At 51.2% G+C, this 23,655-nt stretch carries 16 protein-coding genes and 2 riboswitches; of the genes, 7 read left to right on the plus strand and 9 right to left on the minus strand.

The genetic code is table 11. From position 1 onward, the window contains the following. Positions 1–283 precede the first annotated feature (283 nt). A complete protein-coding gene (locus RDM37_RS05300) occupies positions 284–1,468 on the plus strand; it encodes an AAA family ATPase (protein WP_308555635.1) in 1,185 nt (394 codons plus the stop codon). A gap of 45 nt (positions 1,469–1,513) precedes the next feature. Next, a complete protein-coding gene (gene nifJ / locus RDM37_RS05305; protein WP_308555637.1) occupies positions 1,514–5,143 on the plus strand; it encodes a pyruvate:ferredoxin (flavodoxin) oxidoreductase in 3,630 nt (1,209 codons plus the stop codon). Positions 5,144–5,522: 379 nt separating this feature from the next. On the opposite strand, the gene RDM37_RS05310 is transcribed toward nifJ, so the two are convergent. From RDM37_RS05310 to RDM37_RS05325, 4 genes are all read right to left on the minus strand, one after another. After that, positions 5,523–6,197: a hypothetical protein gene (locus RDM37_RS05310; RefSeq protein WP_308555639.1), complete on the minus strand. Its 675-nt coding sequence runs from the start codon at positions 6,195–6,197 to the stop codon at positions 5,523–5,525. Between the two features lie 33 nt (positions 6,198–6,230). Beyond that, a complete protein-coding gene (locus RDM37_RS05315; RefSeq protein ID WP_308555641.1) occupies positions 6,231–6,662 on the minus strand; it encodes a SprT-like domain-containing protein in 432 nt (143 codons plus the stop codon). Positions 6,663–6,666: 4 nt separating this feature from the next. After that, a complete protein-coding gene (locus RDM37_RS05320) occupies positions 6,667–7,701 on the minus strand; it encodes a hypothetical protein (protein WP_308555643.1) in 1,035 nt (344 codons plus the stop codon). Positions 7,702–7,717: 16 nt separating this feature from the next. Then, positions 7,718–7,822: riboswitch (SAM-I-IV-variant riboswitch) on the minus strand. Between the two features lie 40 nt (positions 7,823–7,862). Continuing rightward, positions 7,863–9,083 carry a hypothetical protein gene (locus RDM37_RS05325; protein WP_308555645.1) on the minus strand — a complete coding sequence of 407 codons (1,221 nt, stop codon included), beginning with the start codon at positions 9,081–9,083 and terminating at the stop codon, positions 7,863–7,865. 16 nt (positions 9,084–9,099) lie between these two features. Then, positions 9,100–9,204: riboswitch (SAM-I-IV-variant riboswitch) on the minus strand. Between the two features lie 885 nt (positions 9,205–10,089). Here RDM37_RS05325 and RDM37_RS05330 point away from each other — a divergent pair. The 5 genes from RDM37_RS05330 (at position 10,090) to RDM37_RS05350 (ending at position 17,137) form a co-directional block, all read left to right on the plus strand. Then, positions 10,090–10,995, plus strand: a complete 906-nt coding sequence (locus RDM37_RS05330; protein ID WP_308555647.1) for a hypothetical protein — start codon at positions 10,090–10,092, stop codon at positions 10,993–10,995. A 156-nt stretch (positions 10,996–11,151) separates the two neighbouring features. Beyond that, positions 11,152–13,464 (plus strand): outer membrane beta-barrel protein, encoded by a 2,313-nt coding sequence (locus RDM37_RS05335; protein WP_308555649.1) that lies wholly within the window; start codon positions 11,152–11,154, stop codon positions 13,462–13,464. A 330-nt stretch (positions 13,465–13,794) separates the two neighbouring features. After that, positions 13,795–14,364, plus strand: a complete 570-nt coding sequence (gene ahpC / locus RDM37_RS05340; protein ID WP_308555651.1) for an alkyl hydroperoxide reductase subunit C — start codon at positions 13,795–13,797, stop codon at positions 14,362–14,364. Between the two features lie 122 nt (positions 14,365–14,486). Then, on the plus strand, positions 14,487–16,040 hold the full coding sequence (gene ahpF, locus RDM37_RS05345) for an alkyl hydroperoxide reductase subunit F (protein ID WP_308555652.1): 1,554 nt from the start codon (positions 14,487–14,489) through the stop codon (positions 16,038–16,040). 185 nt (positions 16,041–16,225) lie between these two features. Continuing rightward, positions 16,226–17,137 (plus strand): Ig-like domain-containing protein, encoded by a 912-nt coding sequence (locus RDM37_RS05350; RefSeq protein ID WP_308555653.1) that lies wholly within the window; start codon positions 16,226–16,228, stop codon positions 17,135–17,137. Positions 17,138–17,256: 119 nt separating this feature from the next. Here RDM37_RS05350 and RDM37_RS05355 read toward each other — a convergent pair whose 3' ends face one another. The 5 genes from RDM37_RS05355 to RDM37_RS05375 form a co-directional block, all read right to left on the minus strand. Beyond that, complete coding sequence (locus RDM37_RS05355; RefSeq protein WP_308555655.1) at positions 17,257–18,315, minus strand: hypothetical protein; 1,059 nt, start codon at positions 18,313–18,315, stop codon at positions 17,257–17,259. After that, the gene (locus RDM37_RS05360) at positions 18,312–19,154 is read right to left on the minus strand and encodes an AAA family ATPase (protein ID WP_308555657.1); all 843 of its coding nucleotides are present in this window, start codon (positions 19,152–19,154) and stop codon (positions 18,312–18,314) included. The genes RDM37_RS05355 and RDM37_RS05360 overlap by 4 nt, the downstream gene beginning before the upstream one ends. A gap of 930 nt (positions 19,155–20,084) precedes the next feature. Beyond that, the gene (locus tag RDM37_RS05365; protein WP_308555659.1) at positions 20,085–20,684 is read right to left on the minus strand and encodes a metallophosphatase domain-containing protein; all 600 of its coding nucleotides are present in this window, start codon (positions 20,682–20,684) and stop codon (positions 20,085–20,087) included. Positions 20,685–20,732: 48 nt separating this feature from the next. Beyond that, entirely contained in the window at positions 20,733–22,046 is a 1,314-nt protein-coding gene (locus tag RDM37_RS05370) for a restriction endonuclease (protein WP_308555661.1), read from the minus strand. Continuing rightward, positions 22,046–23,320 (minus strand): AAA family ATPase, encoded by a 1,275-nt coding sequence (locus RDM37_RS05375; protein WP_308555663.1) that lies wholly within the window; start codon positions 23,318–23,320, stop codon positions 22,046–22,048. The genes RDM37_RS05370 and RDM37_RS05375 overlap by 1 nt, the downstream gene beginning before the upstream one ends. Positions 23,321–23,655: the final 335 nt, after the last annotated feature.

The raw sequence follows: 23,655 nt of genomic DNA on the forward strand, positions 1-23,655 counted from the left end.
CGTATGTGACCGAAGCCGAATCCCGAAAGCAACACAGCGATTCGCCTTTATGCAATAGTCTCAAGAGAGCTGAGAGGCTCTCGACGAACTACTTGTCTGCTCAGTATCAAGTGGTAAGTAGTGCCTACTCCTTGCTAGTCTATTTAGGGGAACTTGTCATCCGAATCGGTCAGTTCGCTCATTTTGCGAAGATTTTTGCCAAGAGCACTTGTCAATTGGAGAAGTTTGCGTACCTTTGTCGTACCAAGATATAGGTATCTAGTCCAAGCATCAAGATAAAGTAGTGGAGGCACTCTATAGAACACACGACTATCTGCTGCGCAACCTGAGCAATCCGATACAGCGCAGCCTCTTTGGCGAGATTGACTTCTCCGCCCCGCTCATCGGCATCTATGGCTGTCGTGGTGTGGGCAAGACAACCTTCCTGCTAGACTACGCTGCGAGGACTTTTGGGTCGCTCAATAGAAAGTGTCTCTATGTCAATCTCAACAACTTTCTCTTTACGAGTGAGACGCTTGTAGACTTTGCTAAGACCTTTTACGACCATGGCGGGCGGCATCTGCTGCTAGACCAGATCTATAAGTACCCCTCGTGGCACGAAGATCTGCTAGCGTGCATGCGCTTGATGCCGGATCTGCAGATTATCTACACCACCTCGATCGTACAATACGACTCGGCACTCCCCATCGAGGAGCAACTGCCAGGAGCTGTCTACCGACTAGACGGCTTCTCGCTCCGTGAGTTCATACAGCTCAAGACGGGGCTTAACCTCCCGCAGGTCACGCTCGAGGAGATACTGAAGGATCACGAGACCATCTCTCGCGAGATCATGGGGATGGTCAATCCGCTCAACTACTTGGCGGACTACACGCACCACGGCTACTACCCCTTCTTCCTCGAGGATCGCAACTACTCGGAGAATCTGCTGAAGAATATCAACATGATGCTGGAGGTCGATGTGAGCTTCCTACGCAACCTCGACCAGCGTCTCCTACCCAAGCTACGCAGGCTACTCTACGAGCTGGGGCGCACGGCACCTACCTCGCCCAATATCTCGCAACTCTCGCAGATGATCAGTGCCTCACGCGCTACCATCTCCAATTATATGCACATCCTCTCCGATGCGGGTCTCGTCACGCAATTATACCGCGTCGGTGCAGAGGCGACTACCCGCAAGCCGGCCATGTGCTATCTGCAAAACACCAACATAGGCTACGCACTCGTCCCCGAGCCGGTGACCAGTCCTGAGCTTTACTCCACCTTCTTCCTGACGCACCTACATCATGCACACCAAGTCAATGCAGGGGGGCGGGCACAGGTACACTTCGTACTGGACGAGACTTATGAATTTCGCATTGATAAGGAGCTGGGCGGGCGCTATCGTCCCGACCGCTACTACGCAGTGCAAGGCATCCCCATGGGGCATGACAATGTCATCCCGCTATGGCTCTTCGGCTTTATCTACTAAAGCAACATACTAACAACAACACACAAGGAATATCAATACATAGAAATGGCTAATCCAACTAAAAAGACAATGACCTGTGACGGCAACCAAGCGGCCGCACATGTCGCCTACATGTTTAGCGAGGTAGCTGCTATCTACCCTATCACCCCCTCCTCCACGATGGCGGAGTATGTCGATGAGTGGGCAGCTGCAAAGCGCAAGAACATCTTCGGAGAGATCGTCGAGGTACAGGAGATGCAGAGCGAGGCTGGTGCTGCTGGCGCTATGCACGGTGCTCTACAGGCTGGTGCTCTCGGTGTCACCTTTACCGCATCTCAGGGACTACTCCTGATGCTTCCTAATATGTACAAAGTGGCTGGTGAGCTACTCCCAGGCGTCTACCACGTCGCTGCTCGTACGATTGCATCGCAAGCACTCTCTATCTTCGGTGATCACCAAGACGTGATGAGTGCTCGTATGACGGGTCTCGCACAGCTCTGCACGGGCTCTGTACAGGAGGTCATGGACCTCGCTGCTGTAGCCCACCTCACAGCTATCAAGAGCCGCATACCTTTCATACACTTCTTCGATGGCTTCCGCACATCACACGAGATCCAGAAGATCGAGTACCTCTCTAACGAGGACCTCGAGCCACTCATCGACCAGAAGGCTCTGCGTCAGTTCCGTGAGCGTGCACTCAGTGCGCATGCTCCAGTAGTACGTGGTACTGCTCAGAACGGCGACATCTTCTTCCAGGCTCGTGAGGCTTCCAACCCCTTCTACGATGCAGTCCCCGCTATCGTACAGGACTATATGGATCAGCTGGCTAATATCACGGGACGTCACTACCACCTCTTCGACTACTACGGAGATCCCGAGGCTGAGCACGTCATCATCGCTATGGGCTCTGTCACGGAGGCCATCCGCGAGTCCATCGACTACCTACGCGCTCAGGGCAGGAAGGTAGGACTTGTAGCCGTACACCTCTATCGTCCATTCAGCGTAGAGCACTTCCTCGGTGCACTGCCCAAGAGTGTCAAGCGTATCGCTGTCCTCGACCGCACCAAGGAGCCAGGAGCTGCTGGTGATCCACTTTACCTCGATGTCAAGAACGCTCTCTACACACAGCCCAACGCTCCCCTAGTCGTAGGCGGTCGCTACGGTCTATCGAGCAAGGACACGACACCCGCTCAGATCATCGCCGTCTTTGACAATCTAGCGATGAACGAGCCAAAGGATCAGTTTACCGTTGGTATCGTCGACGACGTCACCTTCAAGTCTCTACCACTAGGCAAGGAGGTCGAGCTCGAGAGCGATGCTTACGAGGCTAAGTTCTTCGGACTAGGTGCTGACGGTACGGTCGGTGCTAACAAGAACTCCGTCAAGATCATTGGCGAAAACACCAACAAGTACTGCCAGGCTTACTTCGCTTACGACTCTAAGAAGAGCGGTGGCTTTACCGCCTCTCACCTACGCTTTGGCGATCAGCCCATCCGTAGTACCTATCTAGTCGTACGCCCCAACTTCGTCGCTTGCCACGTACCTGCTTACCTACGCATGTACGATGTCCTCGCCGGTCTTCGCAAGGGTGGCACGTTCCTCCTCAACTCTGTCTGGGATCTAGACAGCATCGAGGAGCACCTACCTAACCATATCAAGCGTTACCTCGCTGAGAATGAGATCTCCTTCTACATGATTAATGCTACCGAGATTGCTCAGCGCATTGGTCTAGGCAACCGCACGAACACAATCCTGCAGAGTGCCTTCTTCAAGATCTCTGGCGTCATACCTTACGATCTAGCCGTAGAGCAGATGAAGAAGTTCATCGTCAAGTCTTACTCTCGCAAGGGTGAGGAGATTGTCAATAAGAACTTCGCAGCTGTCGACGAGGGTGCCAACGTCATCCAGGTTCCCGTGAAGGCTGAGTGGGCTAACCTACCCGACGAGCCTGCTGTAGAGCATACTGGCGACACAGACTTCGTACGTAACGTGGTACGCGTCATCAACGCTCAGAAGGGTGACACACTCCCCGTCTCTGCCTTCGCAGGTCGCGAGGATGGTACCTGGGACTCTGGTACGGCCGACTCTGAGAAGCGTGGTGTCTCTGACCTCGTACCTGTATGGATCGAGGACAACTGTATCCAGTGCAACCAGTGCGCTTTCGTCTGTCCTCACGCTACGATCCGTCCATTCCTACTCAACGAGAAGGAGGCTCAGGGGACCGATGTAGCGCTACTCGATGCTACGGGCAAGGGCTTTAAGGAGGCTGGCCTCAAGTTCCGCATTCAGGTCAACTACCTCGACTGTCTCGGTTGCGCCAACTGCGTCAACACCTGTCCAGGCAATAAGCAGGGCAAGGCGCTCAAGATGGTTCACCTTGATGAGGTTCGCGACAAGCAGTGCGACTGGGACTACATGCGTCATCAGGTGACCAACAAGTCTTACATGGTCGACGTACAGTCCAACGTCAAGAACTCACAGTTTGCACAGCCACTCTTTGAGTACTCTGGAGCTTGCTCTGGTTGTGGTGAGACACCTTATGTCAAGCTACTAACGCAGCTCTTCGGCACTCGTCAGGTCGTAGCAAACGCTACCGGTTGCTCCTCTATCTACTCAGCTTCAGCACCCTCTACTCCCTACACGACCAATGATCGTGGCGAAGGTCCCGCATGGGCTAACTCTCTCTTTGAGGACAATGCTGAGTTTGGTATGGGTATGTACATCGCCTCTAGCTCGAACCGCAACCGCCTCGTACACCTCGTCAAGGAGGTTCTAGAGGAGGGTAAGGAGCCGATTAGCGATGAGCTACGCCAGCTACTCAGCGAGTGGGTCGAGCAGCGCTTCGATGGCGATGCTTCACAGCAGCTCAGCTACAAGATCCTACCTCTGCTCGATGCTGAGGCTAAGGGTCACATGCACTACATCTACAACCTGCGTCACCACTTCGTCAAGCCTTCACAGTGGATCATCGGTGGTGACGGTTGGGCATACGATATCGGCTTCGGCGGTCTCGACCACGTACTCGCTTCGGGCAAGAATGTCAACGTCCTCGTACTCGACACGGAGGTCTACTCTAATACGGGTGGACAGTCTTCTAAGAGTACGCCTCTGGGCGCTATCGCTAAGTTTGCCGCAGCAGGTAAGCGTGTCCGCAAGAAGGATCTAGGTCTCATCGCGACCACCTACGGCTACGTCTATGTAGCTCAGATCGCTATGGGTGCCAACCCCGCTCAGACGCTCAAGGTACTCCGCGAGGCTGAGGCTTACGAGGGTCCATCACTCGTGATCGCTTACTCACCCTGTATCTCACACGGACTCAAGGGTGGTATGGGCAATGCACAGAACGAGCAGAAGCGCGCCGTAGAGTGTGGTTACTGGCACCTCTGGCACCACGACCCACGTCGTGAGCAGGAGGGCAAGAATCCCTTCGTACTCGACAGCAAGGAGCCAGACTTCACGAAGTTTAAGGACTTCCTCAAGGGCGAGGTACGCTACGCTTCACTCTTCAAGATGTACCCAGAGATTGCTGAGGAGCTAGCCAACGAGTCACTCCGCTCCGCTTACAAGCGCTACAGCACCTACGTACGTATCTCATCTACCGAGTGGGAAAACAACTACGGTCCTCTCGCTGACATCCTCGATGCCAAGCCCGAGCCCACCACGCCTGAGGAGGTACATGCCGTAGACCTCACCTAGTCGCCTGACTATACCGAGCCTGCGGCGTAAGCCTAGCAGGCTCCCCAACATAGCAAAGCCGTGTAGCCATCCGAGCTACACGGCTTTTGTTGTGCTTACGCTCCGCATCTCCTCCGTTCCCCCGCACAAACGGCTTGTAGCCAGCTCCCAAAGCCATGGGAGCAAATCGCCCCACCACGCATGGGACAAAAAATCCCTCCCTTGGGATTGAAGAGTTCCTACGTTGGAACTAAAAAATTCCTCCGCTGGAACTAAAGAGTTCCCCCCCTTGGAACTGAAAAATTCCAAGGGGGGAACAGTTTTTGAAACTCATATCTACAACATGATCAAGATGATACAAACGTTCCAAGCTACTCACACCTCGTCAGAGTAGTAGCCTTCACTGCCTTAGGAAGAGGTCGTAGTGCGTCCCATATAGCTGCGCCCGACATATACGGTGTGAGCGAAGCATCAGTTTGGTATCCATACTCTTCTCGACCAAGTAATCGTAGCGCTGAGCGTACAGCTCGTGTAGCCGACAGCGGGTATCGATAAAGTCGTTGAACGCTCGAACCGACTCAGCAAAGTTATCAAAAGGGATCGACAAGCTGTGCCACTCACAAACGTGGCAAAAGCTCGCCAGACTCCTACAGATCACGCGCTCGCCAGCTTGTCTATAGAGGCTCCCCTTAGGATTGGGACGACCCCTTACCGCCTCGCTACCTAGCGTCTGAAAGCAGGTGAGCGTCATACTCCTAGGCGAGTCGCCCAGCGGAGAGAGCTCGACTAGGAGAAAACGATCTAGATCGATACTCTTCCAAATAAAGCCCACATCGTCTAGCCCCACGTTGTAGACCAGGCAGAGTGTCTCCTTAGCCCTCGTGTGCTGCTCTAGGACTGCGTAAGCGTACTGTTCGCTGCGCAAGAAGGCTGCCAGACAATCACCGCCACTCGTCAGCTCTTGCGAGTCGGACGGCTCTACGGCAGAGTTCTCTGTCGTGACCAGCGCAAAGGTCCTCACACGGCTCTCAGAGCCTAGGAGGAGCTGCGCTAAGGCGGTTAACTTATGATCCATTATATCGCTCATCTTATCTCGCCCCATAACTGATTAGCGGAGCGTAGTAAAGAAGGCAACTATCCGTGGCAGTATGGGCGACCCCTTAGCTACCTTGAGCTTATTTATATCGGTGACCACCGTGATGTTTAGGTCATACTTCTCATTTAGCTCATTCATCTTATTTGTAAAGAGCTCCCCATGCTGCGGTTGACCATTGTGAAAGTAGTTGCGCTCCACATAGTAGTGTATCATCTCATGCACGAGTACGCTACGTAGCTGTTCTTCCGTCCAGTCATAGTAGCAAGAGATCAGGATCTTCACATACTTGATCTTACGTCTACTTGGTATCTCAATGAAGCGAAACATACCCAGCTTGGAGTATGACTTCAGTAGGAAAAAGTCTGGCGTAGGTAGCTCATCATCAAAGTATAGCTTGTTATACTTCTCAAAGCGCTCTGCAAGTATATCTGTCGTTATAATCATAGTTTTAGTAGTTATTAGTTGTGTCACTTACCTCCTTATCCTTGTTCTGGACATAGGTGCATACATCTTGGATGCTTATCATCCCCTCATCACGAAATCGCCATTTGACATTGTACTCGAAGCTACTCAACTGCCCCTTCAACTGACAGGTCTGTGCTTTCACACTCTTGAGCGCCTCCTCATAGCTACGAGGCGTCAGCTGACCACTCCGGAGCTGCCACTTCATGCTCTGCTTCTGTCGCCTCAGCTCCTCGATCTCACTAGTCACCCGCTGCTCCAGAGCCTTATAGTCAGCATAGATCTGGCGCACCTCATCGTCATGAAGCCGTAGCTCCGCATACGTCCATCTCTCTTTCCTGATGCTAAACTCCTCGTACAGATGCTCTATGTAGGCCTTTAGCTCTGCTATATGATGTCGCAGGAAGCGCTCTCTCACATTGCTCGTAAAGTCCTTCTCGCCGCCATCCTCCTCATGCAGGATGTCCAGCAGCTCTTGGAGCGTATAGGCTTCGTAAATCTTCTTAGCTTCGTTATAGCGCTTGTTGATCTCTATCAGCGGCTCCCAGTAGTGGACAAAACTGTAGAGATGGATAGGCTCCGTCTCACCATCTTCGTAGAGCTGTCTACCGCTAGTAACCTTCGAATGCGGACTCCCCGTGAGCTCGTAGATAAGACTCATACGGCCACTCTTAGAGAGGACCATAGAGCCTAAGCAACTACTCCACCACTCTAGATAGACACCGATCGTCGGGGCATCCAGGCCTAGCGACTTCGTATAGGACGAGCCGTTTTGGACACCTATGGGCGTGAGAAACATACGACTATCCTGCAGTATGCGCTCCCGATGCGCTAGCAGATAGAAGGCATTGTCGATAAAGAGCTGACGGAGCTCCTCGTCCGCCTCCTGCGGCTCCTCCCGCTCAGACTTGGGATAGCACGTCAGGATCGTACCATCCGTCAGGCGAATAGCACCCTCTGGATGTCTCTCCTCCACAGACTCCTCACGAGATGATGGTTCATAAGATTGTTGTACTGTCATAATTTGGTTTTTAACTAGTTGGTTTATAGGTTAAACGTCTAATTCGCATCCATTCCTCCCACCGTGACCATTATGCGGGGCTCGGTTGGGGCGGTCCGTAGACCGGCTCTTGATGCTAATCGATCTTGTATTGCAATAGGAAAGGCTGATTATGATACTTCTTAGAGTTCCCATTTTACATACACCTCCCGATCAATATTCCTTGCCTGTCCATTGTTCTGGACATAGAAGCGTATATCATACAGGTTTATCCCCTCATCACTAAATCGCTCTTTGACATTGTATTCGAAGCCATACAACTGACTCTTTAGCTGACCAATCTGCTTGTTTAGAGGCTTGAGGGCAAACTGATAGCTACAAGGTGTCAGCTGCTCGCTCCGGAGCTGCCGCTTCAGGCTCTGCTTCTGTCGTCTCAGCTCCTCGATCTGAGCCTTCACCCGCTGCTCTAGATCCGTATAGTCGGCGTAGATCTGGCGCACCTCACTGTCATGCAGCCGTAGCACCGCATGCTCATATTTATATCTCCATCTCCGTTCCTCCCTGTAGTGATGCTCCACCCGCTCGGTCAGTTGCTCTATACGATGTCGGAAGAAGCGCTCTCTCACATTGCTCGTAAAGTCCTTCTCGCCGCCATCCTCCTCATGTAGTATGTCGAGTAACTCTTGGAGCGTATAGGCTTGGTAGATCTGCTTAGCTTCGTTATAGCGCGTATTGATCTGCATCAGCGACTGCCAGTATTTGGAAAAGCTGGAGAGCCGTATAGGAGCCGACTCACCACTCTCATAGAGCTGACCACAGCTATTAGACCCCGAGAGCGGACTCCCCGCAATCTGATAGACGAGACTCATACGGCCACTATCAGAGATCACCATAGTGCCTAGGCAATGACTCCACCACTCTAGATAGATACCGATAGTCGGTCGGTGAAAGCCGGACGTGCCCGTATATGCCAAGCCATTGTGCGCCACGATCGGTGTGAGAAACATACGACTATCCTGCAGTATGCGCTCTCGATGCGCTAGCAGATAGAAGGCATTGTCCTTAAAGAGCTGACGGAGCTCCTCTTGCTCTTCCTGCACCACAGGCTTCGGAGCTATCCTCCTCCGCCCTATGCTGAAGTATTCCCCCGTCCTGTCTAGCTGTAGCTCATCAGCCACCACATCCTGCGGCTGCTCCTCCTCAGGCTTGGGATAGCACGTCAGGATCGTACCATCCATCAGGCGAATAGCACCCTCTGGATGCGTCTTCTCCTCAGACTCGTCAGTAGCAGATGGCACCCTCGTCTCACTCTGTGGCTCAGATGAGGACATAGCAATAGCGTGAGAAGCTACCTCTGGCGACTCCTCACGAGACGATGGTTCATAAGATTGTTGTGCTGTCATAATTTGATTTTTAACTAGTTGGTTTATAGGTTAAACGTCTAATTCGCATCCATTCTTCCCACCGTGACCATTATGCAAGGCTCGGTTGGGGCGATCCGTAGACCGGCTCTTAATGCTAAACTAATCGCAACTCAGCTATCGATGGTGTCACGCACGAGTACAAGTTTACCGCGATACAACTACACAGTAGTAGCGATACGACCACACACTAATCGTGAATCGACCTCTCCGATCTTGAATTGCAGTGCAAACATACGTATAATTTTCGAGATATGCAAGTTTTTCGTGTTAATGAATGCTATGAAATCCGTTGAGAAGTCTGAACTTCGGAGGTTCTCTCAGACTCAAGTATCATCCTCCGCACAGAAAGAAGCACCCCTCCAACGAGGAAATATCATTTACCACGTGAGCTATTTGAAAATTCCTACCTCTATATAGTGTGTCAGCTCTGCCCTCTAATCTCTATTTACATATCTTTACGGGGAAATTTGTCCGATCCCCTCCTTTCTCGAATATCCACGTGGAAAATCTCAAATCTCCACGTGGAAGTTTTTTATTTTCCACGTGGGCGTGAAATAAAACTTCGGAGGAATGAAATGAAACTTCGGAGGAAACGAATGAAACTTCGGAGGAATTTTTTCTTTCTCACGTGGGTATTTCGAAATATCCACGTGGAAATCACTTTTCCCCGGCACAGCTCCGTTTTGATATGTAGTCGGCTCTAAATTATTGTTATGAGCCGACGTTGAATTTGCCCAGCCTGGGCTGACACATCATAATCGTTTTTTTTTCAGGAGCTACACATCAGCGACAAACGAAAAGTCGAGAGGTAGATGAGCTCATTGTATATAATGCGTCGACCCTGACAGTCTCCTCTCGGCAACCATTTTTTCAATACCTTTGATCCGCAGGAGACTGTTGCAAAAGTCAACAGTCTCCGTATACAGATTGTTGGCACCGTCCACAATCCCCAACTCACTAAGTAACACAACAAAGATCAAAGCGTATGACGACAGAGAACTTAACAGCTAAGAGGCAAGAACTAAAGGCCCTGAAGGATCAACTGAACCACATCTGGGAGGAGTACAAAAAAGCACGAGAGGAGCTGCTCCTCCAGGTCACCACACTACTCGTAGACTATCTCGAGAGTCATCAGCTGGAAGAGCTGACATGGGATCTCCCCACCTCCCCCTATGACCACGATGAAGAGCAAACGATCCTACGCGCCTTTAACCTACACCCGGATGAGCATAGCGTACATAATCTATATCCTGTCGCTGGAGTGAAGCGTAGCGAGACTGGCATCAACCTCATCCTCTATCGTGACTGGCGCCTGACCGAACGCTTAGAGTACCCTCTCTCCACTCAAAACTTCATTAGAGATCCTCAAGACTCATCTGTTTTCGTCGGGATCAACTTTTGCAATCACGACTTCATCACGGCCTTGCTCAAGAAAGCCCTCGACAAAGAGACCTTAGAGCGACAGAGCGACATCCTCAGCCTCACGACAAAAATGTCCGAATGGTATCAAGAGCTCATGGACCTTCGCAAATCATTTGTCTCCGTCCTCAACAGCCTTTTTCTGGACCTACTAGGCGAGGAGGGCGAGGTCTCGTGGAGCGAAGAGGAGATAGCCCCGGAACTCAAGTCTAGCCTGACCCTCATAAATCAGTGTCGGTATGACTGGATCTATTGCGAAGAGTACCCCATAGTGGGCGTTCACACGTATGATGGAGAAGCTTATCTCGACATAGACGATGGCTGGGAGGGGTACGAACTCACTTTCGGACCCGAGATCAGCGATGAACTAGACGAGGAGTACTACCTTCACTACAACGACTACCTCTGCCTACCAGACATCTACGAGTCGCTCATCACCGCCGTCGAGCAAGCCCTCGCCAGAAACTCGTAAACACTGGATAGAGGCTCAGAATTACCCTTTCGGGTATTGTACGGAGCGTAAAGGCTAACTACCTTTGCAGGTGTGTAAAGGAGGGGTCTTTGGGGAGAGATCCTTTTCGCAAGGGTTCCCCCCCCCCTCATATCTCTATTAAGACAACAAGAAGCGATGACCGAAAGCCACCTCCCTGCGATGGATCATAAGACGACGTTCGTGAGACTCATACTTTCACTTCTCCTCGTGGTGTCCTCGGCCGTGGCATCGCTCGCACAAGAGCGCATCGGCACCGTGACTGGGGAGGTAACCACAACAACGGGCGAGACGCTGGTCAATGCTGTGGTTCTCTTCACCAGTAGCCAGGACTCCACGCACTGCTTCCCCGCTGTCTGTGATGGGAATGGGCACTTTTACCAAGAGCTACCCCTCGGAGCTTATTCGTATAGAGTCTCTTACCTCGGCGCCAATTATACCCCTGAGCGAAATCAAGTAGAGGTGAGCAAGGAGCCTACAAACCCTCTGAGCATCGTCATAGCGCCTGCCGCTCAAGCACTCGATGAGGTGGTCGTAGTTGCCAAGCGTCCATTTGTCTCATATAGTGGCGGTGTGGCTCGCTATAACCTTTTGGCTAATCCTGCAGCCGTCGGCGGAAACCTCTTGGACGGGCTCAAGCTAATCCCTGGCGTACAAGTGGAGGAGCGTGGAGGGCTCTCTGTCTATGGCTTCTACACGCTCACGGTAGCAGTCAATGGTCGTATACTACGGCTCTCACCTGAGGAGGTTCAAGCTTATCTCAGCTCTCTGAGCGTGGAGGATGCCGAGCGGGTCGAACTCATTCGCCATCCAGGACCCGAGTATGGTGTGCAGAGCGGTGCCGTCCTCAACGTCATCACAAAGGGAAACCCTCGAGAGGGTCTCAGTGCTTTCATTTCGGCCGATGCAAGCTATCGGAGGAAGGTGTCGGAAGGCGGTCGGCTCAAGCTCAACTATAATAAGGATAACAAGCGGAGCTACATAGCGTACCAAGTCTTTGACAATCGTCGTCTAGAGTCCCTCACGACTACGCTGGGTGCTGACACAACGAGTACATCGCCTCATCGTGGACAGGCTATGCAGGCGGGCTTTGAGTGGCAGATCTCTCCGCGACAGCTCTTTGACATACGGCTTCACGGATCGCTCTCTGATGAGCATATAGACTATAGTCGGGGGTATCACACAGATATGAGGCGTATGGTTGGGGCTGTCAACCTTTATCACACCCTCTCTGCTGATCGTTGGGGCTGGAAGAGCTACGCCGACTACACCTCCAGTAGCAATCATCGCTCCTACTCTCACAGTGACAGCGAGCTACAAGATCGGTATCACTACCTTCGTCTATCAACAAACTATACCTACCGCTTTACCCCTTCACTAGTCGGACTCCTCGGGGTAACGCAAAACAATATTTGGTTTGCGACACAAGCCCCCACAGCTTCCAGCGGAGTCAATGAGCGGTACTATGAGAGCAACAGCTCTGCTTACGTCACGCTGCGCTACCACAAAGGAGCACTCGACAGCTATGGTGGAGTACAGCTCAACTACGACCACCGCACGAGCCAAGCTCAGGGGACTCGCCTACTATTTGACCAAGCGATCCGCTGGCAACCCTACCTCAATGTGGCCTACGATATAGCACGCAACCATCGTCTAGTCCTTTCCTTGCAAACTTACTACCAGCGTCCTGCGCTAAGAGATCTGATGCCGTATGCCTCCTATGCGGGATTTCTCTATCGTGTCGGCAATGATCGTCTGCAAAGTAGTATGCGCCACAACCTTGCGCTCAACTACAGCTACCGAAGGGCTGCGATGCTAGAGGTAAACCTCTCCAACGAGCAGTGCCCCATCATCGAGTATTTGACACCATATCAAGGGGCCTATGCCATTACCAAAGGGAATCTAGATTATAGTCGCTACCTGCGTATCGTAGCGGGAGCACCCATACCTATCATCTACCGAGACAACGGCTTGCAGTGGATTGCCACCACTTATCTAGCTTGGCACCTGCAGCGTGACAGGGGAACTATAGATGGGAGCGAGTGCGACCGCACCTTTCACGCATACTACCTCCAACACAAGCAGTCGCTCAACCTCCCCGCTCAGTGGTACATTGACGCTCAGGTCACCTACTACAGTCCGCTGTTTGTCGGAGTCTACAAGACTCAGAGCCAGTGGTGGATCAATCTATCTATTAGCAAGCGCATCGCCTCCTGGAAGCTCTCCCTCTCGTGCTACGACCTGCTAAATAGCAATGTGGCACGGGGCGAGATCATGGGGCTCTCCCAGCCGATAGCCTTCGTCCAGAACTGGTACAGTCCGAAGGTCACGCTCAGCATCAGCTGTACGCTAGGCAATAAGCGCCTCAAGAGCTCTAGCCGCCAGACAGTCAATAGCGAGTCTCGCCTCACCGGCTCAGCCAACGAGGGGCTCTCATTTAGCAAACCTTAAATAGCCATTTAGGAGGCTCTACAGGAGTAGAGCTTCCCTCTCCGTACGGGCGCAGTCTATGTCCATACGGGTGGCAATTTATTTTCATCTGGGTGAAAATCTAGTTTCATACGAAGGAAACTCCAGTTTCATACGAAGGAAACTCCAGTTTCATAGGTAGGAAACTCTAGTTTCATACGGAGGAAACTACTCGCCTTAGGGAAGGATACCTTGTTCTAGGTATGCGGTTTGCTTTTTGTTTTGGGTGCTTACCCCTATCTTTGTGGCTGTTGGTGGGGATGTCCGACCAACGTCAATAAATCTTTATCTAAAACTTAAATGCAAATGACTATGCAACCTATTATCAATAGCAACTTACCAGAGTTCAAAGTACCCGCATATACCAAGTCCAAGGGCTTTCACGAGGTCTCTAACGAGGATCTCAAGGGGCGCTGGAGCGTACTCTTCTTCTATCCTGGCGACTTTACCTTCGTATGTCCTACGGAGCTGGCTGACCTTGCCGACAACTATGCTGAGTTTCAGCAGATCGGCGTGGACATCTACTCTGTGAGCACTGACTCGAACTTCGTTCACAAGGCTTGGCAGGATGCCAGCGAGGCGGTCAAGAAGGTTCAGTACACGATGCTGGCCGATATGCGCTTCGAGCTGGCTCGCGCCTTCGGCGTGATGATCGAGGAGGCTGGACAGGCTTACCGTGGCACTTTCCTCATTGATCCAGACGGCAAGGTGCGTGTGGCTGAGATCCATGACAACGGCATAGGCCGTGACGCTCAGGAGCTACTGCGCAAGGTGCGCGCGGCTCAGTTTATCTATGAGCATCCAGGCGAGGTGTGCCCCGCTAAGTGGAGACAAGGCGATGCCACTCTCAAGCCTAGCATAGACCTAGTTGGTAAGATCTAACACCTAGATCTACAAGAGACTGTTGACTTTGCAACAGTCTCACATATCAAGACGAGAGGGTTGTGTCGTATACTCACACGAGCGGCACAGCCCTCTACTCTTTCTAAAAAAACAGCACAATCATGAGACTAGACCAAGATACCTTACAGCAACTGCAAAGCATCTTTGCCTCGCTAAAGCATCAATACACGCTCAGAGCGAAGGCTCCCGAGGGTGACCACTACGGGGAGCTAGAGCAGCTCCTCGGCGACTTCGCCTCGACCTCTCCGCAAATATCGCTAGAGATGAGCGTGGGTGACAAACTGAGCGTGGAGATACTACATGACGACCAGCCCACGGGGATAACCTTTAGAGCAATCCCCTCGGGGCATGAGTTTAGCAGTCTGATATTGGCCATATACAATGCGGATGGTCAGGGGAAGAACCTCCCCGATGCGGCTATCTGCGACAAGATCCGTTCGCTACGCAAGCCTATTCATCTGCGTAGCTACATTTCGCTCAGCTGCACCAACTGCCCCGACGTGGTGCAGAGCCTTAACCTAATCACGCTCATAGCGGGTGAGGGAGTGACCCACGAGATGGTCGACGGAGCTCTCTACACGGAGGAGGCTAAGGAGCTAAACATATCGGCCGTCCCGACGGTCTACCTGGGAGATCAGGTGCTACATATCGGCAAGAGCTCGCTGGGCGAACTACTCGGCAAGCTAGCCGACGCTGTCGGAGTGGAGCCATCATCCGCCACGGCAGCGCGCAAGGAGTACGACCAGATCGTCATCGGTGGTGGTCCTGCTGGCGCAGCTGCTGCGCTATACTCGGCTCGCAAGGGACTGCACGTGGCACTTGTGGCGGACCGCATGGGTGGTCAGGTAAATGAGACGACGGCTATCGAAAACGTCCCCTCCGTGCTTCACACGACAGGTACGCAACTGGCCGAAGATCTGCGCCAGCATGTGCTACACTACCACGTAGAGATACTAGAGCAGAGACATGTCGAGCAGATCAAACTGATCGATACTCAGAAGGAGGTAGTCACTTCGCTCGGTGAGACGCTCGTGGCGTCGCAAGTGATCATCGCCACTGGAGCCTCCTGGCGCAAGCTGGGTGTGCCTGGTGAGGCGGAGCATATTGGTCGCGGTGTAGCCTTCTGCCCGCACTGCGATGGGCCGTTCTTCAAGGGACAAGATATAGCGGTCGTGGGCGGTGGCAACTCAGGCATTGAGGCAGCTATTGACTTAGCGGGCATTTGCAAGCATGTGACCGTCTTGGAATTTATGGAGAGCCTCAAGGCAGACACCGTACTGCAGGAGCAACTGGCTAAGCTACCGAACGTGACTGTCCACACGAACGTGGCAACGGAAGAGGTCATCGGTGACGGTAGCAAGGTGTCCGCACTTCGCATCGCGCCCCGTGACGGGAGTGCCCCCTTCGAGCTGGCTGTCGCTGGGGTCTTCGTGCAGATCGGGCTTAAGGCGAATACGGATGTCTTCGACGGTCTGGTCGAGCGCAACCGCATGGGCGAGATCATCATCGACGACCACTGCCGCAGCTCCGTAGCGGGTATCTATGCCGCGGGCGACTGTGCCAGCATCCCCTACAAGCAGGTGGTGATCGCTATGGGCGAGGGTGCCAAGGCTGCTCTCTCGGCCTTCGACGATCGCATTCGCACGAAAGGGTAAAGTTGGCTGTTAGCTGTTAGCAGCCGCACGCAAAGGTGAAGAAACCTTTTCCTTTTCCACATAAGCGTAGAGGCCTCTCGGCATCATCGTCTCAGATGCCGAGACGTATTTTCCACTCCAAAATGCAATTTGGATTCGGAAAAGACTATAACTTTGTGGGACAAACAACTTTTACACTATAGTCTATGACACAAAAGAATCTCATCGCCCTCGTCACCCTACTCATCTGCTGTATGGGGCTAGGTGCTTGCAAGGAAAAGAACAATGAACCGCCTGTCGAAGTAAAGCTCGGCATAACCAAATCAGTGGATCTCCTAGTCGGAGAAACCTATAAACTCGAAGTAAACGTCTCCCCAAAAGATCTCAAGGTCACCTTCGAGTCTACCAACACGCAGGTGGTCACTGTATGTGAGAAGGGTGTCCTGAAGGCTATCGCTGAGGGAGAAGCAGAGGTTAAAGCGACTGCTGGCAACGTAACCAAAGTCTGTAAGGTGTCCGTAACGAAGCCCGACGATATCGACAAGTCTCGCTATCTAGGACTTGATGCCTCTGCCGAAGATCAGAAATACTACGCCCCCATATACATTCCAACGGAAGAAGAGTTTGTACCGGACAACCTACACTTCTTTAAGTCTGCCGTAAGCCCCTTCGGATGGATCTATGAGCAACAAGGGCCTGACGTGGATGAGCTACTATACTACTTTGCTTCGCCTAGGAAAGTGGACGCCAGCGGAAATGAGATCCCCGAGGAGGCGCAGTTTTGTATGGATGCACTCATTTACAATCACTCCATACCAAACGCCCCGCTACACATCAAGTTGATACCCAACAAGCTCTATCCTAAGGACTATATGGCAGATCCTGACACATTTACAGATCCTGATGATCTAGATGTACAGAAGGGACTACTGGAGATTATGAAGCACTATGGCTTTACAGAGGATGCGCACTTTACAAAGCTCCGCAAAGATAGTGCCTACGTAGCTTACAATACGAAATTCGATCCGAAGGTGCCTCTCAGAGGCGTTATGTTTACGGAAAAGGAAGGTGACGGATACGAATTGACTTTCCAGATCAGCTACGGTCGGAGAGAGTAATCCGAGGGCTTAACCCTCCCCCGACACGAAAAAGAGACTCCCCCCGAGCCGGACACAATCCGACCGAGGGGAGTCTCTCGTTTACTGCCTCTAGCATAGGGGGGCTTACGCCAGCCGGGCTAGATCTCTATGTACGAGACGATGTCAGGCTTCTTCCTCAGCATCGTAGTCGCTTTATTCATCAGTGAGATGCGCTTGTGATCTTGCGCGCCCCACAGCGTAGTGTGCGTGGCAAACTCGGTGAGCACGTTGTAAGCATCCCACACGGTGCCTTCGCCCTTAGTGATCCGCTCTTTCTGCGAGTCATACGTCCCAGCCTGGAGATAACTCTTGCAGAGCGTTTCGTAAGGGACCATCTCCTCGGCCATCACTTTGCTAACGCCTAGCGAGAGGAGCGTTCGCTGACAACTCTTCATCTCGGCCAGCGATATCCTTGACTCGTAGGCCGTAGCGATCAAGTCCCGAAAGGTCTCGGCACCCATCAGTCTAAAGTCTTCACTCCGTAGCAGACCTATCATCTGCCGCATCTCTTGCTCCCCCAGTCGATGTGCCATACCGTCGGAGTGCCGCTCGCGGACTGTCTGACCATTGGAGCAGGCGAGTCGCTCGAAGTAGTGTCCGGCAGAGACGGAGGCTGGGTCCCAGCTCAGGTAAAAGCCATCCATCAGAAAGTCCTCGCCAGGGAGAAAGAGCTCGGGCCGCGACTCACGGCTCTGGAAAGTGATGGTGACCCGAATGCTGTCTGAGGGTCTGTAGTGGACCCCGACGATCTCATAGCCGGTCTCATGCGCCACCATCTCGGCAAACTCAAAGAACAGTGTCGGAGCGATATACTCCTCCACGATCGGGATGATCTCCGTGAGCTGACGGCTCTCGGGAGAGGCCACCAGGAGTACCCGCTGAGGTCGATGAATGCTCATAGCTACGCTCTGATAGTTACGATAATTGCTAAGCCCAGTCTCGCCTGATGCGTTGCGCACGAGAGCCTTTTGCTTAGGCTTGATACCGATGAGGGCATCGTAGCTATCTGCAAAGTGCTTACTAGCTAGCACCTCAACCCCATCGACTGTGTAGAGCTGATCCGACTCGTGCTGGATCTCCGCTAGGTCCACCTCTTTCTGTGGTGCTAGCTGCGTGATAAAGTCTTCCTTGACCTGTAGGTAGTCTGTATAGTTCATAATTCCTCTTGGTTAAATAGTTTGTCAAACTGATCTGCGAAGTCTCGTATCTGTCCCGAGACCTTGCTCTGTACATGCTTGATGTGCTGATCTTTCTGAAATCGTGCTTCGTCAAAAAAGACATCCCCCGTACTGCTCAGGTTGTAGTAGAGCTTGACCCCTACATCTCCACGTCTATGCTTGGAGAAGGTGATATAGCGATCTGAGTAGATGTTCTTGGGATTGTCTAGCTTGAGCTCCATCATCGCCGTGATCGAGTGCTTGAGCCGATTAGACCCGACGAAGTTCCCCGACTTAGTGACCTGCTGTATCGTCAGGAAGGTAGTATTGACGTGGCGACTGTTTTGCGCTTTGTTTTGCTGCTTGATGAGCTTCAAGAGCCAGCTCTCAGCGTCCTTCATGTGGATCCCCTCCTCCTCACGGATGATGCCTTGTAGCTCATAAAAAGAGTCTATGGCGACGACATCCCACCCCTCCTCGACCACCGACCGGACCAACTCCCAGTTACGAATCGCCTCGTCGAAGTCTGACTCAATGAAGAGGATCGGGAGCTGTGCAAACTTCGGGTACCGCTCTATATAAACGGAGAAGTCTATCTCATTCATCTCCGCACTGATAAAGAGCATACGAGCCCCTGGATAGCTCATCTGCACATTGGCCATCAGATCCAGGATAATCGTCGTCTTGCCGACCCCAGGGTCTCCTATGATCATGTAGTTCACCCCACGAGGCAACCCCACATGAGAGCTGAGGAGGTCATCCAGCGGTGTGCCACACTGAAAGGTCTCAAAGAACTTCGCGTCAAAGCTCACGTCACACATACGTACTACCTGCTTCATATCCTAACTTCTTTAGATATGACAAAGGTAGCTCACACCCTGTGCCATAGGGCAGCACAGCCCAGCTCGGCTGCAAAACATCATGCTCAGACGCTATACTCACCACAAAATCATTGCCGTCCGACTACTCGACTTCGACCAATCTACAGTTCCCTTCGTATGAAACTCCAGTTTCTTACCTATGAAACTTTAGTTTTACCCCAGGGCTGACGCATTATATAGAATGAGCTCATCGACCTCTCTACTCCTCGTTTGTCGCTAATGTATAGTTTCTGACAGAGCGATTATGATGCGTCAGCCCTGGCTGGAAAAAGTCAGTCGGCTTGCTACAATAATTTAGAGCCAGCTACATATCGAAACGGCACTATGTCGGGGAAAACTGATTTCCACGTGGATATTTCGAAATGCCCACGTGGAGAATTTTTATTTCCCAGGTAGGAAATAAAAAATTCTTCGGAGGAATCAAATGAAACTTCGGAGGAAATGAATGACGCCCACGTGGAAAATAAAAAATATCCACGTGGAGATTTGAGATTTTCCACGTGGATATTCGAGAAAGGATGGGATCGAACGAATTCCCCTGTAAAGATATGTAATTAGAGATTAGAGATTAGGGGGTGACACATTATATATAATGAGACTGTTGCAAAGTCAACAGTTTCACAATCTTGCATGCAAGATTGTCCTGACTTTGCAGAAAGGATGAAGCGCAAGGCGCTGAGGGTGAGGTCTGAAGGGAGCATACCTCCGTATGTGACCGAAGCCGAATCCCGAAAGCAACACAGCGATGCGCCTTTATGCAACAGTCTCATAAAATAAGCCCCAAGCACCTTGAGTGTACTTGGGGCTAAAAGCGTAACGGCAACAGATCAAATGAGCATAACCTCACTCTTGCCTACTAACCAACTCGGCCATCACCTGGGGGCGCTCTCAGATCTCAAGCAGCCGAGGAGCATTGAGCGTGCGACTGCTTTCGTTCATCATGGCGCCGTTCGAATAGATCGTTTCACCTCTTTTCAGCACGCCATACTGCTGATGGATATGCCCGAAGAGGTGCAAGCGGGGCTTGATCTCATGCACTCGCCGTAGGAGTGTGGCAGAGCCGTAGTTGGTCTGGTCGGCATAATCCAAAATGCCATAGGGCGGACGATGCGTGACCAAGACATCTGTGTCTAGCGGTATATCCGCCTCGTATTGCTCTTGGCGGCCATCGGCACAGTCTGGCACAAACAGCGGGACTCCGTAAAACTTCACCCCATCGATCTCTACCCCAGAGTTGTAGAGCAGGTGTACCGTGTCACTGAGTCCGCTCACAGTAGCCCTGTACATACAGAAGTCGTGATTGCCGCAGGTGAAGAGCTTGTACTGGTAGTCCAAGTCGCACAGCCAGTTGATAAAGTCCTCTGCCTCGTCTGCACTACCATGCATAGTAAAGTCTCCAGAGTGCACCACGACGTCTGCCGCAGGCAAATCCCGCAGCCACCTGTGATAGCCATGCGTATCAGATAGATGTAGTATCCTCATAGTCATTATAAGTGCGTGAGAGTTACTTCAAGAGCCCCTTTTATCTTGCCTGGATTATGTAAAGCTAGGCGATAAGTTAGTCTCAGGGTCATTAAGAGTCGGTAAGGGTACTGCTATTCGATAAAATCCGAGCAAGTGCCTGTCTTCATCCTCCGTCAAGAGCTCTTCCAAGCTCTTATCTTTGAAAGGATTCTGCGCTTCCCCTTCCTTAGGATAGATAACAATACAAGGGATTACCTCACTGGCTGGAAGCCGAAAAAGCTTTCGATCTCGAGCATATCCAGCTAATTGCCTTGCAATCGCTATGTCAATACCTCCCTGCTGAAAGCGTGGTATATACTTAGTATCCATAACGAGTTTGGGATCATAACAGATAAAGTCCGGATAGCCCGTATAGCCCTTGGCTTGATACTTGATCTTCTCCCCATAGGCCTCTCGTAATAGTCCTAACACGTAATGCTCATACAGCAACGACATATCTAGCCAAAAGACAGGGCAAGGACTCTCCGCAGCAGGACGGATGCTCGTGATGCTATAATCACACCATCTCAAGATCATCTGAGCAATCTGCACAGCCTCTTCATACCCTCGAAAGAGTTTGTGACGCTTCATGCTTTTGATCTCCCACACCTCTATCTGGTCACCGACATCACAAAAGGCTGAGATACATTGATTGATCGCATGATGTAGAGCGTGTAGGCTTTTGTTTTCTTGTGCGATCTGAGCTATGATCTGACGAGAGAAGAGCAGAGCTTTCTTGATCAAGCGATTCTCTGGCGTATCTGCAGAGTACTCTTGGTATTTGCAATACACCCTCTCACAACGCTTACGCATCACGTTGTAGTACTCATTTGGGGAGATAGAGATGCGTCCCCTCACCTTCTTTAGATTGCTCTCTCGTGACACATAGCTCTTTTTCAGTCCACGCTTGATGATCTCCCGCACCAAAGATATGAAGTGAACTATAATCAACGGACTCAGCACAGAGTTAAGTTCGGGAGCTTCAATCCGAGGTTGCTCTAGGTCGACACCATAAATCTTAGACAGCTCCTTCGACTCTATGCCACTGTTGAGACATGTGGCAAGCATCTTGAGGTAGTCTATCTTGTCACACCCACCCTTGGGTGTAATAACTAGAGGAGTCGAGTCAATCCATTGAGCCCCTATCACATAAGAGGCATAATAGCCCTCCCCAAAACACTCTTCATCGGAAGAGTTGATAGGGAAAGCAGCACCCCACTGCCAGCGAAAGAACCACCTATCTAAGCCTTCCGACTGCGCAGGTAGCCGCATACCCTCTTGCCAAACAGGCAGAGAGATCTCTAGGGGGATTAGCTCATGCTCCTGTACTTGTATTAGCTTTGGCATTACTCTACTAAGTCCTCACTATCTTCTGACGGCTTAGGCAGATAGCACTTCGCATCCATCCAGCTATTGAAGTAGTGCTCATCGTCTTTCTTGCCTCTCAAGATACCATCCTTGATGTATTCCTTGATCAGAGGCACCACTTCATAGCGCATCTTGAGCCGGAGCGACTCGATATCATCTGCCATAAAGTAGCTGTGTCCTATCATCAAGTCTTCAAGCTCAAAGTCGCCACTCTTGTGTTGATAAATAAATGAATTCTGATCATCTCTAGACTTGCCATTTATCTCCTCAAAAAGAGCTGTAGCGAGGTCACGCACAGACTCATCAACGTGCGTCCTAATAACCTCGGCACTAGCCTCCAATGTGACGAAGGCGAAACGACGACGTACGGCGTAATCAATACTACCCGTAGAGCGGTCCGTCGTATTCATCGTGCCAATGATGTAGAGATTGGCAGGGACAGCGAAGGACTCCTTAGAGTATGGTAGCGTCAAGCGGATGTGCTGGTCACCGCCTCCGCTACGCTTATCAGCCTCTAGCAAGGTAATCAACTCTCCAAATATCTTAGACACATTACCTCGATTGATCTCATCGATAATAAGGACGTATGGCTTACTAGATATTTGATTCTCTAGTTGATACTCTCTCTTTACAGCATTGATAAAAGCGGCAGCATAGCTTGGCCAATTGTTTTCTTTACCTTCACCGATCGCTTGGAGCTTGACCTTTTCGATGTTGAGCGGAGAGGGCGAATAGTCCTCCTCTTTTTCACTCTGTGAGAATATACTGCGCGAACTAATTGTTTTATTACCCTCTTTCCACCAAACGTTCAGTTGTGACTTGCCCGTGAGCGTTGGGATCGTTTTTCGATTCTCATATCCCTTGATTGACTCCAGATAATCATCTATATAAGAGATGATATCAGCACCTTCTTTCATTTGAGCCTTTTGGCAGAGGATCTTGAAGAGCCCATCTTCCACTTCGTACGTGATGCCACCCCCATCTTCACTGACTACTGGTTTAAGCCCCTCAACAAAGTCTTCATAATCCATCGACTGGTGAAAGGTGCAAAAAGCTATCTGCCCCTCGTCCTGTAGTCTTTCATACTCCTCCATCACCTTGCTATGGTCTGAGAAGTCGGTAAAGTCTTTGTTGCACAAACGCACAGCGATGGAGGCTGTCGTATAGGTCTTGCCAGTCCCTGGTGCTCCCTGCAAAATGATGTTTTTCTTCAGCTCAAGGAGCTGCGCATAGTTGTCTATCTCTTCTTTCATATCTAGTTTTGAAATGATTTTGTCAATATACTTCCAAGTCTGAGTAGTTGGGCCACAAGAACTTAAAGTCCCTCGGGTTGGCAGGTTACAGCCGTATACATCTGGCTGATCCTCTTCAGATATGTAACCAAGTACAGCTACATTCCGATAGTTGATATGCAAGAACCTTTTCTCAAGTTCATCATCTGTATAGGCCTCACTTGTTATCTTACACAGAGCGATCACTTGACCTCCCCTTCTAACCATTATAATGGTTCCAATGGGTAGACTTTTGAAGTAGTCACATTGCCTATTTTTCCACTCTCCTGTCCCAATGACAGGCTGTGGAAGAGATA

The sequence above is a fragment of the uncultured Porphyromonas sp. genome (assembly GCF_902489635.1).
In the GTDB taxonomy this organism is placed as follows: domain Bacteria; phylum Bacteroidota; class Bacteroidia; order Bacteroidales; family Porphyromonadaceae; genus Porphyromonas.

Bases quoted from the DNA above. Each gene is read 5' to 3' on its own strand.
- RDM37_RS05330 (WP_308555647.1), top strand. From the start codon at position 10,090: ATGACGACAGAGAACTTAACAGCTAAGAGGCAAGAACTAAAGGCCCTG.
- RDM37_RS05350 (WP_308555653.1), top strand. From the start codon at position 16,226: ATGACACAAAAGAATCTCATCGCCCTCGTCACCCTACTCATCTGCTGT.
- RDM37_RS05320 (WP_308555643.1), bottom strand. From the start codon at position 7,701: ATGACAGTACAACAATCTTATGAACCATCATCTCGTGAGGAGTCTGTG.
- RDM37_RS05325 (WP_308555645.1), bottom strand. From the start codon at position 9,083: ATGACAGCACAACAATCTTATGAACCATCGTCTCGTGAGGAGTCGCCA.
- ahpF (WP_308555652.1), top strand. From the start codon at position 14,487: ATGAGACTAGACCAAGATACCTTACAGCAACTGCAAAGCATCTTTGCC.
- RDM37_RS05310 (WP_308555639.1), bottom strand. From the start codon at position 6,197: ATGGATCATAAGTTAACCGCCTTAGCGCAGCTCCTCCTAGGCTCTGAG.
- ahpC (WP_308555651.1), top strand. From the start codon at position 13,795: ATGCAACCTATTATCAATAGCAACTTACCAGAGTTCAAAGTACCCGCA.
- RDM37_RS05365 (WP_308555659.1), bottom strand. From the start codon at position 20,684: ATGACTATGAGGATACTACATCTATCTGATACGCATGGCTATCACAGG.
- nifJ (WP_308555637.1), top strand. From the start codon at position 1,514: ATGGCTAATCCAACTAAAAAGACAATGACCTGTGACGGCAACCAAGCG.
- RDM37_RS05360 (WP_308555657.1), bottom strand. From the start codon at position 19,154: ATGAAGCAGGTAGTACGTATGTGTGACGTGAGCTTTGACGCGAAGTTC.
- RDM37_RS05370 (WP_308555661.1), bottom strand. From the start codon at position 22,046: ATGCCAAAGCTAATACAAGTACAGGAGCATGAGCTAATCCCCCTAGAG.
- RDM37_RS05335 (WP_308555649.1), top strand. From the start codon at position 11,152: ATGACCGAAAGCCACCTCCCTGCGATGGATCATAAGACGACGTTCGTG.
- RDM37_RS05355 (WP_308555655.1), bottom strand. From the start codon at position 18,315: ATGAACTATACAGACTACCTACAGGTCAAGGAAGACTTTATCACGCAG.
- RDM37_RS05315 (WP_308555641.1), bottom strand. From the start codon at position 6,662: ATGATTATAACGACAGATATACTTGCAGAGCGCTTTGAGAAGTATAAC.
- RDM37_RS05375 (WP_308555663.1), bottom strand. From the start codon at position 23,320: ATGAAAGAAGAGATAGACAACTATGCGCAGCTCCTTGAGCTGAAGAAA.